The sequence below is a fragment of the Ruegeria sp. BHSC223 genome (assembly GCF_059613025.1).
The window spans coordinates 162542-177677 of record NZ_JBXWRR010000002.1 but is presented as its reverse complement, the minus strand read 5'-3'; the positions used below and the strand labels follow the sequence as shown (position 1 = coordinate 177677).

General features: G+C 63.1%; 16 protein-coding genes and 1 tRNA gene. 12 read left to right on the top strand and 5 right to left on the bottom strand.

Annotation, left to right across the window (positions count from 1 at the left end):
* The 12 genes from lhpI to AC2FNY_RS04780 all read left to right on the top strand — a co-directional run bounded on the left by lhpI (nt 1) and on the right by AC2FNY_RS04780 (nt 11686).
* Nucleotides 1-1674 carry a cis-3-hydroxy-L-proline dehydratase gene (lhpI, locus tag AC2FNY_RS04835; protein WP_496801785.1) on the top strand — a complete coding sequence of 558 codons (1674 nt, stop codon included), beginning with the start codon at nt 1-3 and terminating at the stop codon, nt 1672-1674.
* Between the two features lie 14 nt (nt 1675-1688).
* Nucleotides 1689-2714: a trans-3-hydroxy-L-proline dehydratase gene (locus tag AC2FNY_RS04830; RefSeq protein ID WP_496801784.1), complete on the top strand. Its 1026-nt coding sequence runs from the start codon at nt 1689-1691 to the stop codon at nt 2712-2714.
* A gap of 158 nt (nt 2715-2872) precedes the next feature.
* Entirely contained in the window at nt 2873-4606 is a 1734-nt protein-coding gene (locus AC2FNY_RS04825; RefSeq protein ID WP_234137450.1) for an ABC transporter substrate-binding protein, read from the top strand.
* A gap of 112 nt (nt 4607-4718) precedes the next feature.
* Nucleotides 4719-5783, top strand: coding sequence for an ABC transporter ATP-binding protein (locus AC2FNY_RS04820; protein ID WP_496801783.1), 1065 nt, complete (start codon nt 4719-4721; stop codon nt 5781-5783).
* Between the two features lie 7 nt (nt 5784-5790).
* Nucleotides 5791-6876, top strand: a complete 1086-nt coding sequence (locus AC2FNY_RS04815) for an ABC transporter ATP-binding protein (RefSeq protein ID WP_496801782.1) — start codon at nt 5791-5793, stop codon at nt 6874-6876.
* A complete protein-coding gene (locus AC2FNY_RS04810) occupies nt 6873-7736 on the top strand; it encodes a carbohydrate ABC transporter permease (protein ID WP_234137453.1) in 864 nt (287 codons plus the stop codon). The genes AC2FNY_RS04815 and AC2FNY_RS04810 overlap by 4 nt, the downstream gene beginning before the upstream one ends.
* A gap of 11 nt (nt 7737-7747) precedes the next feature.
* Nucleotides 7748-8545, top strand: coding sequence for a carbohydrate ABC transporter permease (locus AC2FNY_RS04805; protein WP_234137454.1), 798 nt, complete (start codon nt 7748-7750; stop codon nt 8543-8545).
* On the top strand, nt 8545-8823 hold the full coding sequence (locus AC2FNY_RS04800; protein ID WP_234142841.1) for a DUF2160 domain-containing protein: 279 nt from the start codon (nt 8545-8547) through the stop codon (nt 8821-8823). Before AC2FNY_RS04805 ends, AC2FNY_RS04800 begins: the two co-directional genes overlap by 1 nt.
* 87 nt (nt 8824-8910) lie before the next feature.
* A complete protein-coding gene (locus AC2FNY_RS04795) occupies nt 8911-9306 on the top strand; it encodes a BlaI/MecI/CopY family transcriptional regulator (protein ID WP_234143020.1) in 396 nt (131 codons plus the stop codon).
* The gene (locus AC2FNY_RS04790; RefSeq protein ID WP_234165753.1) at nt 9296-10429 is read left to right on the top strand and encodes a M56 family metallopeptidase; all 1134 of its coding nucleotides are present in this window, start codon (nt 9296-9298) and stop codon (nt 10427-10429) included. Before AC2FNY_RS04795 ends, AC2FNY_RS04790 begins: the two co-directional genes overlap by 11 nt.
* An 85-nt stretch (nt 10430-10514) precedes the next feature.
* Nucleotides 10515-11507, top strand: coding sequence for an NADPH:quinone reductase (locus AC2FNY_RS04785; RefSeq protein WP_234176486.1), 993 nt, complete (start codon nt 10515-10517; stop codon nt 11505-11507).
* Nucleotides 11508-11611: 104 nt separating this feature from the next.
* Nucleotides 11612-11686, top strand: a tRNA-Gln gene (locus AC2FNY_RS04780).
* Between the two features lie 208 nt (nt 11687-11894).
* On the opposite strand, the gene AC2FNY_RS04775 is transcribed toward AC2FNY_RS04780, so the two are convergent.
* Genes AC2FNY_RS04775 through napG form a run of 5 tightly spaced genes read right to left on the bottom strand, consistent with a single transcriptional unit; the run spans nt 11895 to nt 15115 of the window.
* Nucleotides 11895-12167, bottom strand: a complete 273-nt coding sequence (locus AC2FNY_RS04775; RefSeq protein WP_496801781.1) for a hypothetical protein — start codon at nt 12165-12167, stop codon at nt 11895-11897.
* Between the two features lie 59 nt (nt 12168-12226).
* A complete protein-coding gene (locus AC2FNY_RS04770) occupies nt 12227-12937 on the bottom strand; it encodes a NapC/NirT family cytochrome c (RefSeq protein WP_496801780.1) in 711 nt (236 codons plus the stop codon).
* Between the two features lie 21 nt (nt 12938-12958).
* Nucleotides 12959-13402 (bottom strand): nitrate reductase cytochrome c-type subunit, encoded by a 444-nt coding sequence (locus tag AC2FNY_RS04765; protein WP_496801779.1) that lies wholly within the window; start codon nt 13400-13402, stop codon nt 12959-12961.
* Between the two features lie 22 nt (nt 13403-13424).
* Nucleotides 13425-14321, bottom strand: coding sequence for a quinol dehydrogenase ferredoxin subunit NapH (gene napH / locus AC2FNY_RS04760; RefSeq protein WP_234162726.1), 897 nt, complete (start codon nt 14319-14321; stop codon nt 13425-13427).
* The gene (gene napG / locus AC2FNY_RS04755) at nt 14318-15115 is read right to left on the bottom strand and encodes a ferredoxin-type protein NapG (RefSeq protein WP_496802100.1); all 798 of its coding nucleotides are present in this window, start codon (nt 15113-15115) and stop codon (nt 14318-14320) included. The genes napH and napG overlap by 4 nt, the downstream gene beginning before the upstream one ends.
* Nucleotides 15116-15136 lie beyond the last annotated feature (21 nt).

The window sequence follows — 15136 nt, the reverse complement described above, 5'->3', positions numbered from 1 at the left end:
ATGGCACACTGCATCGTGGCGGCCCGGGCGTCGGGGTCGGTTCTGGTCTGTGACGAGGGGTTGAGTTTCTGGGGCGGGGTCGATCCCGAGACGGGCCGGGTGATCGACGCGCACCACCCGCAGCACGGTGCGGCGCTGGCCGGGGCGGTGGTGATGATGCCGACCAGCCGGGGCTCCTGCTCGGGCAGTGGCGTGCTGCTGGCGCTGGCGCTGAATGGCCAAGCCCCGGCGGCGCTCGTGTTCCGCGAGGGAGAGGATATCCTGACCCTTGGCGCTCTGGTCGCGGCCTGGATGTATGACCGGCCCGTCGCGGTGCTGCGCCTGTCGGCGGCGGAATACGAGGCGCTGGCGAAGGAGCCTTTGGCCGAGGTGACGCCCGAGCGCTTGACGGCAGGGGCGCTGACGCTCACGCTGGAACCGCTTTCGGGCGAGGCGCTGGACCTGAGTGCGGCGGACCGTGCCATGCTGTCCGAGGCGGCCACGCCGCCGGTGCGGCTGGCGATGCGGATCATCTGCGCCATGGCGGCGGCGCAGGGGGCGGACCGGCTGACCGATGTCAGCCGCGCCCATATCGACGGCTGCATCTATCACAGCGAGGCCAATCTACGCTTTGCCGAGGATATGGCCGCGATGGGCGGGCGGGTCTGTATTCCCACCACGATGAACGCGATCTCGGTCGATCATGCCAACTGGCGCGCGCAGGGGGTGCCGCCCGCGTTCGGCGGGCCGGCCAGCCGGCTGGCCGATGCCTATCTGCGCATGGGTGCGCGGCCCAGTTTCACCTGTGCGCCCTATCTGCTGGAGGACACACCACAGGCGGGCGAGGCCATCGCCTGGGCCGAGTCGAATGCGGTTGTCTATGCCAACAGCGTGCTGGCCGCGCGCAGCGTCAAACATCCCGATTACCTCGACCTGTGCATGGCGCTCACCGGGCGCGCGCCGCTGGCCGGGGTCTATCTGGACGCCAACCGCAAGGCGCAGGTGGAGATCCGGGTAGAGCGGCCCGAGGGGGCAGATGATGCGTTCTGGCCGCTCCTGGGCTATCTGGCCGGGCGGCTGGCGCCGGACCGTATCCCGCTCTTGACCGGGCTGGAGGACAGCGCGCCGTCCGAGGATGACCTCAAGGCGCTCTGCGCTGCTTTCGGCACCACTTCGGCGGCGGCGATGCTGCATGTGGCGGGGGTGACACCCGAGGCTGATGGCGCCCTGGCCGAAGGCGCGGCGCGTATGGCAATCGAACCGGGCGACTTCGCCCGCGCCTGGGCGCAGTTCAACCCCGGACCCGAGCGGGTGGAACTGGTCGCTATCGGCAGCCCCCATGCCTCGGCCAATGAATGCATGATTCTAGCGGATCTGCTGGACGGGCGCCGGATCGCCGCAGGAACCGCCGCCATTGTCACGATCGGCCGGGGCGAGCGCGACAAGCTGGCGGGCGACGGGGTACTGGCGCGCCTGCAAGCCTCGGGCGTGCAGGTGATCCCGGACCTCTGCTGGTGTTCGGTGACCGAACCGGTACTGCCACCGGCCACGCGCACCATCATGACCAATTCGGGCAAATACGCCCATTACGGGCCGGGCCTGTCGGGCCGCGCCATGCGGTTCGGCAGCCTTGCGCATTGCGCCGAGGCGGCCGTGAGCGGGCATGCGCCGGGGCGTCCCGGCTGGATCAACTGACAGGGCAGGGCATAATGCGCAGCAGCAAGACCATCCATGTGATTTCCGCCCATGCCGAGGGCGAGGTGGGCGATGTCATCGTGGGCGGTGTCGCGCCGCCGCCGGGCGAGACCCTGTGGGAGCAGCGCAGTTGGATCGCGCGCGACGGGCGCCTCCGGAACTTCATGCTGAACGAGCCGCGCGGTGGCGTGTTCCGGCATGTCAACCTGCTGGTGCCGCCCAAGGACCCGCGTGCCGATGCCGCATTCATCATTATGGAACCCGAGGACACGCCGCCGATGTCGGGATCGAATTCGATTTGCGTGGCGACCGTGCTGCTCGACAGCGGGTTGGTCGAAATGGTCGAGCCGGTGACCGAACTGGTGCTCGAAGCGCCGGGCGGGCTGGTGCATGTGCGGGCCGAATGCCGAAACGGCAAGGCCGAGCGCATATTCGTGCGCAACCTGCCCTCCTTTGCGGCGCAGCTCGACGTTGCGCTGGATGTGCCGGGGGTGGGGCGGGTGACGGTCGATACCGCCTTTGGCGGTGACAGTTTCGTTGTGGTGCGACCGCAGGATGTGGGGGTCGAGATCGCCCGAGACCGGGCGCGTGATCTGGCCGAGATGGGGATTGCAATCACCAATGCGGCCAATGCGCAGCTGGGCTTTCACCACCCGGAAAACCCTGAGTGGCGGCATATCTCCTTTTGCCTCTTTGCAGGCGAGATCGAACGGCGGGACGGGGTCTTGCGCGCCGCCTCTGCCGTGGCGATCCAGCCCGGAAAGATCGACCGTTCGCCGACCGGCACCGCCGTGTCGGCGCGTATGGCGATCCAGCATGCGCGGGGCGAGATGGCCGAGGGGGAACAGTTTGTCGCGATCTCGATCATCGGGTCCGAATTCTCGGGTCGCATTGCCGGGCTGACAAGCGTCGGCGACCACCCGGCAATCCTTCCCGAGATTTCGGGGCGGGGCTGGATCACTGGCATTCACCAGCACATGCTGGACCCCGACGACCCATGGCCCGAGGGATACCGCCTGCGCGACACTTGGGGAGTCTGACACGTGATTTCATTTTGTTTTCGTAAATAAATTATAAAATACAAAGCGATATATGAAACTAAAAATTTAGTTTGACAACTTGCGCGCCCATGTGAAAGCTAAATGACAGTCAGGTGCCGCAGAGCATTTCTGGCATTGCAGACAACAGGGAGGAAAAGATGCGCAGGTATCTTTTGTCCGCAGCCGCGGTATGCGCCGTGGTCGCGGGACAGGCAGCCTATGCCGACGAGGCCGCTGCCAAGAAATGGATTGACGAAGAGTTCCAGCCCTCGGTCCTGTCCAAGGACGAGCAAATGGCCGAGATGCAATGGTTCATCAAGGCGGCCGAACCTTATGCGGGTATGGAAATCAACGTGCTGTCCGAGGGCATTCCCACGCACAGCTACGAATCCGAAGTGCTGACCAAGGCCTTCGAGGAAATCACCGGCATCAAGGTGAATCACCAGATCCTGGGCGAGGGCGAGGTCGTTCAGGCCGTGCAGACCCAGATGCAGACCAAGCGGAACCTGTATGACGCCTATGTCAACGATTCCGACCTGATCGGCACCCATTCGCGCCTGCAACTGGCCTATAACCTGACCGACATGATGGCGGGTGACTTCAAGGACGTGACCAACCCCGGTCTCGACCTGGACGATTTCATGGGCACCCAGTTCACCACCGGTCCCGATGGTGACCTGTACCAGCTGCCCGACCAGCAATTCGCCAACCTCTACTGGTTCCGCAAGGACTGGTTCGACCGCGAGGATCTGAAGGCGGCGTTCAAGGCCAAATACGGCTATGAGCTGGGCGTGCCGGTCAACTGGTCGGCCTACGAGGATATCGCCGAGTTCTTCAGCGAGGACGTCAAGGAAATCGACGGCACCGCGATCTATGGCCACATGGATTACGGCAAACGCGCGCCCGACCTCGGCTGGCGGATGACCGACGCCTGGCTGTCGATGGCCGGTGCCGGGTCCAAGGGGGAACCCAACGGTATCCCGATCGACGAATGGGGCATCCGCATGGAAGCGGGCTCGTGCAACCCGGCGGGCGCCAGCGTGACCCGTGGCGGCGCGGCAAACGGCCCGGCGGCGGTCTATGCGATCCGCAAATGGGATGAATGGCTGCGCAAATATGCGCCTCCGGGTGCGGCGTCCTATGACTTCTACCAGTCGCTGCCGGCGCTGGCGCAGGGCAACGTGGCCCAGCAGATCTTCTGGTACACCGCCTTTACCGCCGACATGGTCAAGCCGCAGTCCGAAGGCAACAACACCGTGGATGGCGACGGCAACCCGCTGTGGCGGATGGCGCCCAGCCCGCACGGCCCCTATTGGGAAGACGGCCAGAAGGTCGGCTATCAGGACGTGGGATCGTGGACCATCCTCAACTCCACCCCGCTGGATCGTGCGCAGGCGGCCTGGCTCTATGCTCAGTTCGTGGTCTCCAAGACCGTCGACGTGAAGAAAAGCCATGTTGGCCTGACCTTCATCCGCGACAGCTCGGTCAATCACGAAAGCTTCTCGGAACGCGCGCCGAAACTGGGTGGCCTGGTGGAATTCTACCGCTCGCCCGACCGGGTGCGCTGGTCGCCTACCGGCATCAACGTTCCGGATTATCCCAAGCTGGCCCAGATCTGGTGGCAGCAGATCGGCGACGTGAACTCGGGTGCCTTTACCCCGCAAGAGGCGATGGACCGTCTGGCGTTCGAAATGGACACCGTGATGGCCCGGATGCAGGCAGCGGACGAGGCGGCGAATGTCTATGGCGGCTGCGGCCCTCGCCTGAACGAAGAGAAGGACGCGGAGTGGTGGTTCGCCAATGGCGGCGCCAAGCCCAAGCTGGACAACGAAAAGCCGCAGGGCGAGACCGTCAACTATGACGAGCTGGTCGCCCGCTGGGCCAAGAACTGATCTGGCTTCCTGATGGGCGGGGCGTGTGTGGCCCGCCCACCCTCAGCCCCGGGGAACCTTCCGGTCTCCGGGGCCTCTCTGACCAAAAGAACCGGCCGAAAGCTTTGGGACGATGGCACTCGAACTCAGAAACGTAACCAAGCGCGTCGGCGCCGACCTGCATATCAAGGAGACCTCGCTGGTCCTTGAGACGGGTCACTTCAATGTCCTGCTCGGCGCGACCGGCGCGGGCAAGACCTCGCTGATCAAGATGATGGCCGGGCTCGATCCGGTGGCCAGCGGACAGATCCTGATGGACGGTCAGGACGTGACCGGGCAGAGCACCCAGAAACGCAATATCAGCCTGGTGCACCAGTTTTTCATCAATTACCCGCATATGACGGTGTTCGACAACATCGCCTCGCCGCTCAAGGTGGCGGGCCTGCCGAAATCCGAAATTCAGGGCCGGGTGGAACATGCTGCCGATATCCTGAAGCTGCGCCCGATGCTGCACCGGCGTCCGCACGAGTTGTCGGGCGGCCAGCAGCAGCGCACCGCGCTGGCCCGCGCCATTGCCAAGGAAAGCCGCGCGGTGTTCCTCGACGAACCGCTGGCCAATCTCGACTATAAACTGCGCGAGGAGTTGCGCGATCAGCTGCCCGAGCTTTTCGCGGGCCGGGGCGCGGTGGTGGTCTATGCCACATCGGAACCCGAAGAGGCGCTCTTGTTGGGCGGACATACCGCGCTGATGGAGGATGGTCGGGTGACCCAGTTCGGCCGCACCGCCGAGATCTATCGCGATCCGGCCAATGTGCTGGCGGCACGGGTGTTTTCGGACCCTCCGATCAACACGGCCGAGATCGTCAAGCAGGGCGATACCGCCCGCATGGGCACCGATGTCACCTGGACTCTGACCGGCGCTGCTGCCGGTCTGGCGGACGGGTCATACATGATTGCGATCCGGCCCCATCACGTGTCGCCGGTTGCCTCGCCCGAAGCCACCGTCACCCTGTCGGGGCGGGTGCAAGTGACCGAGCTGTCCGGCTCGGAAAGCTCGGCGCATTTCGACACGGGCAGCGGTAGCTGGGTGTCGCTTGCTCCGGGCGTTCACCCGTACCGGGTGGGCGAAATGCATGATTTCTATATGGATCCGTCGGCGGCCTATGTGTTTGCGCCCGATGGCTCCCGCGTGGCGTGAGGCGCAGATGGCGAAAATTACTCTCTCCAAGCTGCGGCACAGCTATTATCCGAACCCGAAGACGCCCGATGACTATGCATTGAAGGAGATCGACCTCGACTGGACCGACGGCGGCGCCTATGCGCTGCTTGGCCCCTCGGGTTGTGGCAAGTCCACGCTGCTGAACATCATCTCGGGCCTGCTGGTCCCGTCCGAAGGGCGGATCCTGTTCGACGGCCAGGACGTGACCGAACTGCCGCCCGACAAGCGCAACATCGCGCAGGTGTTCCAGTTCCCGGTGATCTACGACACGATGACCGTTTACGACAACCTCGCCTTTCCCCTGCGCAACCGGGGCCGGGACGAGGCCACGGTACGCGAGCGCGTGACCGCGATTGCCGAGATGCTGGAACTGTCCGACCTGCTCGATCGCAAGGCCGCGCATCTGAGCCCGGACAACAAGCAGAAGATCTCGATGGGGCGCGGGCTGGTGCGCCAGGACGTCAACGTGGTGATGTTCGACGAGCCGCTGACCGTGATCGACCCGCATCTGAAGTGGAAGCTGCGCTCCAAACTCAAGGAACTGCACCAGCGGGTGCGGGCCACCATGATCTATGTCACCCATGACCAGACCGAGGCGCTGACATTCGCCGATCAGGTGGTGGTGATGCAGGATGGCGAGGTGGTGCAGATTGGCACCCCGGTCGAGCTGTTCGACCGGCCCGCGCATACGTTCGTGGGCCATTTCATCGGCTCGCCCGGCATGAACATCCTGCCCGCCGACGTGTCGGACGGGGTAGCACGGTTCGCCGGTCAGGCGATCCCGCTCGAAGGGCCGATCACCGCGGCGCCCGGCGCCCGGACCGAGATCGGCATCCGCCCCGAATTTGTCTCGCTGGGACAGTCCGGCCTGCCTGCGACGGTCTCCAAGGTCTCGGATGTGGGACGGCACACCGTGGTCGAATGCGAGGTCGCGGGCAGCCGCGTCAATGCCATCGTCAGTGGAGCCGGCCCTGAACGAGGCGCGATGGTGCAACTGGATTTCCGCCGCGACCAGACCCGGCTGTATGCCGATGGCTGGCTGGCGACCGAGGCCGCGGAGGGCGCCGCATGAAGACCGAAAATCAAAAGGCCTGGTTCTTTGTCCTGCCGGTGTTGTTGTTGGTGGCGTTCAACGCGCTGATCCCGATGATGACGGTGGTCAATTATTCGGTGCAAGAGACGTTCGGCGACAACCTGTTCTTCTGGCAGGGGCTGGGTTGGTTCGAGCAGATCCTGCGCTCGGACCGGTTTCACGCGGCGCTGGGGCGGCAGTTCCTGTTCACCTTCCTGATCCTGATCATCGAGGTGCCGCTGGGCATCGCCATTGCGCTGTCGATGCCGCGCAAGGGGTTCTGGGTGCCGGTCTGTCTGGTGCTTATGGCCCTGCCGATGCTGATACCGTGGAACGTGGTGGGCGCGATGTGGAACATCTTCACCCTGCCCGATATCGGCCTGTTGGGCTATTTCCTGAACCATGTCATTGGCATAAACTATGACATGACGCAGGATCCGCTGGCGGCCTGGATCACCATCGTCACCATGGATGTCTGGCACTGGACCTCGCTGGTGGTGCTGCTCAGCTATGCGGGCCTCGTGTCGATCCCTGACGCCTATTATCAGGCGGCCAAGATCGACGGGGCGTCGAACTGGGCGGTGTTCCGGTTCATCCAGCTGCCCAAGATGAAGACGGTTCTGACCATCGCGATCCTTCTCAGGTTCATGGATAGCTTCAACATCTATACCGAGCCTTTCGTGATGACCGGGGGCGGTCCCGGCAACTCGACCACGCTTCTGTCGATCGACCTGGTCAAGATCGCGCTGGGGCAGTTCGACCTGGGTCCGGCGGCCGCGATGAGCCTGATCTATTTCGCCATCACCCTGCTGGTCAGCTGGCTGTTCTATACGCTGATGACCAAGGACGACCTGAACTGAGGACGACAGACATGCAGAAACGAACCCTCGTCCCCATAGTCTATATCCTGTTCCTGATGCTGCCGATCTATTGGCTGGTGGCGATGAGTTTCAAGACGACGAACGAGATCCTGGCCGGGTTCTCGCTGTTCCCGCAAACCTTCACGCTGGAGAATTACCGGGTCATCTTCACCGATCCGACCTGGTATTGGGGCTATATCAACTCGATCCTCTATGTGACGATGAACACGGTGATCTCGGTCGCGGTGTCACTGCCGGCGGCCTATGCGTTCAGCCGGTACCGGTTCCTGGGCGACAAACAGTTGTTCTTCTGGCTGCTGACCAACCGCATGGCGCCGGCGGCGGTGTTTGCATTGCCCTTCTTCCAGCTCTATTCGGCGGTGGGCCTGTTCGATACCCATCTGGCGGTGGCGCTGGCGCATTGCCTGTTCAACATCCCGCTGGCGGTCTGGATCCTCGAAGGTTTCATGCGCGGTATCCCCAAGGAGCTGGACGAAACCGCTTTTGTAGACGGCTATTCCTTTCCTCGCTTCTTTGCCACCATCTTTGTCCCGTCGATCAAGGCGGGCGTCGGCGTCGCAGCGTTCTTCTGCTTCATGTTCTCGTGGGTCGAGATGCTGTTGGCCAAGACATTGACCGCAGTGGACGCGAAACCCATCGCCGCCACCATGACCAAGACCGCGTCCAGCGCGGGGTATGAACTGGGTCTGCTGGCGGCAGCTGGGACATTGACGATCATTCCGGGCGCGATCGTGATCTGGTTCGTCCGCAACTACATCGCCAAGGGTTTTGCGATGGGGAGGGTGTGATGTTTTCATGGATGGCCTGGACATGGCCCACCGCGCTTTTGTTCATCGGCATCTTCAGCGCCATCGGGGTGCTGGTGGTGCTTGAAATCCGGCATCCGGGCGGCGATGCCCGCAAGGGGGTGCTGGGTCTGACCACGACCCGGGGCGATCGGCTGTTCATCAGCCTGTTGGGCAGCAGCTATATTTTCCTCGCCTGGCTGGGCCTTATGGGCCCGCCGCTCTGGGTGCCACTCGGGCTGGCACTGGCCTGGGGCACCTTCTGTTTCTGGAAGGTGTGAGGACCCGCCAGCTAAGAAAATAGTTTTCAACCGCCTCTTCAGCCCCTAGCATGGATCGGAACAAGGACGATGCGGAAAACCGAGCCGATGGCGCGCAAACAGGAACGCTCCCTGCTGACCGAGGTCGAACTGGAATTCATGACCGTGGTCTGGGAAATCGGCAGCGGTACCGTGCGTGATATTCTGGCCGAACTGAACAAGGCGCAGACCCGCGCCTATACCTCGGTCGCGACGGTATTGAAGATCATGGAGCAGAAGGGCTTTCTGACCTCCGAGCGGCATGACCGCTCGCTTGTCTACCGCCCGGCCGTTCCCAAGGAAGACTACCAACGAACGACACTCAAGGACCTTTCGAGCAAGCTTTTCGACGGCGCACCGGCGGCATTGGTTGCCCGGCTTGTCGACGACGAAGAGGTGACGGACGACATGCTCGAAAGCATGCGGGCCTTGCTGAACGAAAGGTTGGGGGACAATGGACGGTGAAGTTCTTCTCAATGCCTATCTCGATCTGAATCTTCTGCTGGTCGCGGGTGTCGTGATCTGGTCGCTGCTCCGATGGGCGGTGATGAAAACCCGGCTGGGCAGTGCCTATCTGCCGCAATTGCGGCTCCTGAACGGGCTGACCGTTCTGCTGGTGGCCTCGCCGTTGCTGGCGCTGATGATCACAACCTGGATTGTCGCCCATCCCCCCAATATCCCGGATTTGCTTGTACGGCAGTACCTGCACGGCAATGTCGGTCTCAGCGCCAGCCAGTTCGAGGCCCTGCTGGGTCTGCGCGAGGATATGGTTCGTGCGCTGCTGGCACAGCACGAGGTCTGGACACAGGTCGTGGCGGTTGCCTTTCTGGCTGGTGCGCTGTTCTGTGCCCTGCATATGGGCCTGTCGGTGCTGCGACTGACCCACAGCCTGCGCGGTGCCCATCTGTGGAAACGCATCGGACGGGTGGAGCTCCTGATCAGCGACACCGCCCGCGTTGCCTATTCGACCCGCGGGGTGCGCAATCGCTATGTGGTGCTGCCCTCGGCGCTGCTCGAGGCGCCTCAGGACCTGCGGATGACCGTCGCACACGAGTTGCAGCATTTTCGCCAGAGTGACATCGAATGCGAGTTCCTGCTTGAACTGCTGCGCCCGCTGCTGTTCTGGAATCCGGCCTTTTTCCTGTGGCGTCGCCAGGTGCGGATGCTGCGGGAATATGCCTGTGACCAGGCGCTGATGGTGCGCCCGCATTTCGACATGCGCGCCTATTGCGAGTGCCTTATCCGGGCCTGCCAGTTGGCCGCGCAGAACCCGGTGCTTTTTGCTCGCACCACCCCCACGGTGGCCCTGGTGGACCGGCGCGAGACGCGCCGTCCCTCTACCTTGCAAAGCCGTATCGTGGCGCTGACCGCCACCCGTCAGGATACCGCCGGGCCTGGGGTCTGGCTGCTCATTTCGGGGCTGCTGATGGCCTCGGTTCTGACGACGATGCTGGTCATGCAGCGCTCGTCGGACTGGAGCCATGACCGCATCATGCTGTCGACCATCGTTAATCTGGAACGAATGGCCCAGCGCAATGCGACCGTCAGCAGCCCGTTCCAGGGTGGTTTCGTGGTGGCGACGGACTGAAACGGTGGGCCAGCTTTCGGATTTGCGATTCAGCTTGGTCTGGAAACCGTCTAAGCTGTCGCAGATCTGAAACCGGAGACCCGTGATGAAAGCCGTCCTTTACCGTGCCTTTGGCGCCGCGCGCGATGTCCTGCAATTGGAGGAACTGCCCGCGCCCCGGCCCGGTCCGGGCGAGGTGCTGGTCGATGTCGCGTTCTCGGGGGTGAACCCCTCGGATGTAAAGGCGCGCGCGGGTGCGCGCGCCGGCGTCACCGAACTGCCCTATCCGGCCATCGTACCCCACAGTGACGGGTCCGGTGTAATCCGTTCGGTGGGCGACGGGGTCGATGCCGGCCGGGTGGGCGAACGGGTCTGGTTGTGGAACGGGCAGTGGGGCCGCGCCATGGGTACCTGCGCCGAACAGATCGCGCTGCCCTCGGAACAGGCGGTGCCGCTGCCGGAGGGGGTAAGCCTTGAAACCGGTGCGGTGCTGGGCATTCCCGGCCTGACGGCGGCGCATGTGGTGTTCTCGGGCGGTCCTGTCTCGGGCAAGACCTTGCTGGTGCAGGGCGGGGCCGGCACGGTGGGCTATCTGGCGGTGCAACTGGCCAAATGGGGCGGTGCTCGGGTCATCGCCACCGCCAGCGCCGGGGCCGCCGAGCGCCTGCGCGCGGCTGGTGCAGATGCGGTTCTAGACTATGCCGCGCCCGATCTTGCCGCGGCGGTGCTGGCGGCCAACGACGGGGCCGCCGTCGAACGTATCGTCGAGGTAGAATTCGGAGCCAATGCAGAAGTGGACGCTGCCGTGATCGCCCCGAACGGACGCATCAATGCCTATGGCTCGGCCCGGGTGATGGCACCGACGCTGCCATTCTATCCGCTGATGTTCAAATCGGTGACACTGGAAATGGCCCTGGTCTACCTGCTTGATCCTGTAAATCGGCAGGCCGCGATCGACCATCTGCACGCCGCGCTTACGGCTGGCGCGCTGTCCTGTCCAGTTCAGAAAATCTTTGCTTTCGATGCCGCCGCTGCCGCGCATGAGGCGGTTGAGCGCGGTGCACGCAGCGGTGCAATCTTGGTACGGACCGAGGGCTGATCCGGGCCCCGATGGCCAGACAGAAAAAACGTGAGCGGTGCTCAGATTTTTGCTGCTAGCCTCTTGCGTAGCCTGTCGAGGTTGCGTAGACAGCCGCTCACCGTTGGGGTGTAGCCAAGTGGTAAGGCAACGGTTTTTGGTACCGCGTACCGTAGGTTCGAATCCTACCACCCCAGCCATCTCTCTCCAGATATTCACAGCAAGTAATCAGGCATCCCTAGGGACCTGAGAATGCCCCTGTTTTTGCCCCACCTAGAGGGCCTCTTATCCAGGGTTATCCCTCCCCATAAATAGGTATAAGTAATGGAGAGGATGACTTAGAGAGAAGGAAGAACCTGAGTAGGGAATCCAAAGGTGGCTGCCTAACAGAAAGGTCTCGGGACAATTTCAGATCGACGTGCCCTTATGACGGACTGCGGTTCCGACGAGACCTGCGAGAATGCCTACGACGATTGCGATGGCATATTCGGCGCCCGAGATCGCAACGTGTGTCGAATGCGACCCGCCAAGCAGCAGCGGGGCAATCACTCCAACGATCCCGCCCATCACGGCAGCCACGATCCAGTTGCGCGTCATCATTCCCAAGGCCACGCCCAGAATACCCGGCAAGCCCAGAACACTGGCGCCGATGGTGCCGAGCAGGTCCAGAGTGCTGATCATCTTTGTGTCTCCTACGAAAGGCGGGGCCCGTCCGGCGCTCGGTTCGGGCCCGGATTTAATCAGTCGGCCTCGATGCCGAGGTAGGTCTTGATCTGGGCCACGTCAATTTGACGTTCACGACCGCCGCGTTCAGTCTGGGCAAGTGTTTCGACCACGTGGCGGTATTCCTGGAGATAGCCGGGCGGAAGGTCGTGTGCGATACCTTGGTGGCAGTCTATGCAAGTCATGCCTTCATCAATGGCCTTTTGATGACTGTCGGCCGCCCGTGCCTCCTGGATGGTGAAATCCATGTATTCGAACGCGTGGCAGTTGCGGCATTCGCGCGAGTCGGTGGCCTTCATCTTCTTCCAGACGGCCGCGGCCATTTCCAGGCGGCGTTCCTCGTATTTCTCGGGGGTCGATATGGTTCCCAGCAACTCGTGGTAGACGTCCTTCACGGCCATGATCTTGGCCTTCATCTTGTACTGCCATTCGTGTGGAACGTGGCAATCCGAGCAGATCGCGCGGACACCCGAGTGGTTGTTGTAGTGAATTGTCTCGCGGTATTCGCCAAGGTTCGTTTCCATCGTGTGGCATGAGGTGCAAAACTCTTCGGTGTTGGTCAGTTCGAGCGACCAGTGGAATCCGCCCCAGAACAGGATTCCACCAATGAACCCTGCGATCAGCAGAAAACCTGTGCTGAGCACTCCGGTCGGACTCCAGAATGCGTCCCAAGCGCGGCGCAACAGGCCACGGCGGCGTGGAGGTAGTTCATCCTTTAGATCAGCCATGATGTCGTTTCCTGTGCGGTATCAGTTGGAGCTGTTTGACGGCTTGAAAGTGTTGCCGACCAGAGCAGGCGCATTGGCCTGTGGCACGTGGCACTGATTGCAGAACCAGCGCGTGCCGGCGACCGTGTCCAACTGGGTGCCATTGCGGTCCAGGTAATGGGTCATCGACAGCGTAGGCGCACCGCGTTCACCCGCGTTGGTCCAGTCGTGACAGGACAGGCATTGGTTCGTCCGCAGATCGATCTGGTATTGATCGGTCGAATGCGGGATCAGCGGTGGCTGCTGGCGATAGTTGCGGGCCTCACGCCCCTCCATCTGCCGATGAATCTCGTCGGCGGGAAGGGTCGCATTGATGTCAGCGCCGCGCAGGGTCTGCACCGGGGACGTGTTTTGCGCTGCAACCAGACCGCTGATCAGCAGGGTTGTCGCGAGGGCGGAGATGCCCGCTATGGCCGGAAATTTCATCTGCTTTCTCCGTGTTTGTCGTTCAGGCGGCCTTGTCGGCGACCAGTTCGGTGTCCTTGACGTGGTTGTCGAAGCGGTGAGTGAAGGCGAAGACATCGACGGAACAGACGTCGATGCAGCGTCCGCAATTGGTGCAGTCGGGTGATAGGATCAGAGGCGTCTCGCCGGACTTGCCGCGCAGCGCGGGAGAAATAACCTGGTTTTCGGGGCAGACGGCGAAGCAGTCCATGCAGTCGTCGCAGGCGGCCCGGCCCGATGCAGAGATGCGCAGCAGGCTTTTCCGGCCTACAAGGCTGTAGAAGGCGCCAACGGGGCAGAGGTGGCCGCACCAGCCATGCCGTGCCACGACGACATCGAACAGGAAAACCGCACCGACGAGCGCCCATGCGAAACCCATGCCGAAGACTAGTCCGCGATGTAGCATGGTGATGGGGTTCACGACTTCCCAGGCAATGGCGCCGGTGAGGGCCGTGACAACAAGGACCGTACCGAGGATCCAAAGGCGGGTCGACCGCTTGGGTTGCCAGCCCTTCGGTAAGCCAAGCCTATCATGCAGCCAATGCGCCGCGTCAGTGACGGGATTGATCGGGCAGACCCAGGAACAATAGACCCGGCCGCCGACCAGCGCATAGACGGCCAGGACGATTCCGGCACCGATGATAGCGGTCAGTTCGGGCCAATGACCGGCGACCATGCTCTGCAGCAGCACGAACGGATCGGTCAGCGGCAGCACGCCAAAGGTTCGCGATCCGGCAAGGGTGCCGGTAACCCACCAAATGCCAAGCCATGGCCCCATCAGGAAGAGGAAAAGGAAGGAACTCTGTGAAAAGCGGCGCAGGATCAGCCACTTGTGGGCGCCCAGCCAGCCCTTTGCGGCGACGGCCTCTTGTCCGGTGGGCAGTTTCGTCTTGGTGCTCATTGGCTTGCCCCCGGCAGTTTGAAGGCCGGTTCAAACCCGCCGGGCGCGGCAAGGTTGTCGGTGCCCGGCCCCGGAAGGCGGTCGGGAAGGTCGATGATCCCCTCGACCAGCGGCGCGCCCTTGGCGTCCTTTTCTTCCCAGCCTTTCAGGTAGTGTTCGCCAGCGGCGCCGCGCGCCAGCCGCACGGGCAGGACCTTGATCGCGGCCTCGGGCAGGACGCAGCTTTTCTCGCAGACGCCGCAGCCGGTGCATTTGTCTGCGTGGACGGTCGGCGCAAAGATCGCGTGGTGGCCCGAGCGGTCGTTGTGGGACAGCTCGAGCGAGATTGCTTCGTCGATGACGGGGCAGACGCGATAGCAAACGTCGCAGCGCAGGCCCAGAAAGTTCAAGCAGTTCTCTTGGTCAACCAGCACGGCGGTGCCGATTCTCGCGTCGTCGATATTGGTCAGGGCGGGGTCCAGCGCGCCTGTCGGGCAGGCGGCAATACAGGGGATGTCATCGCACATCTCGCACGGCACATCGCGTGCGGTGAAAAACGGGGTGCCCGTGGCCGGGCCGTCAAAACCAAGCTCGGCAAGGCTGAGGGTGTTATATGGACAATCCCGCACGCACAGCCCGCAGCGGATGCAAGCGGCCAGAAAATCACCCTCGGGCAGCGCTCCCGGCGGGCGCAAGGCTTCAGCCGGCAGGGCGCGGGCATCTGTCACAACATAGGCAAGGCCCAGTCCCGCCACCGCGCAGCCGCCAGCCATGCGGGCGGTGTCCGTGAGGAACCTCCGGCGGGCAGGTGACATGGGGGCGGGGCTGAGCATTCT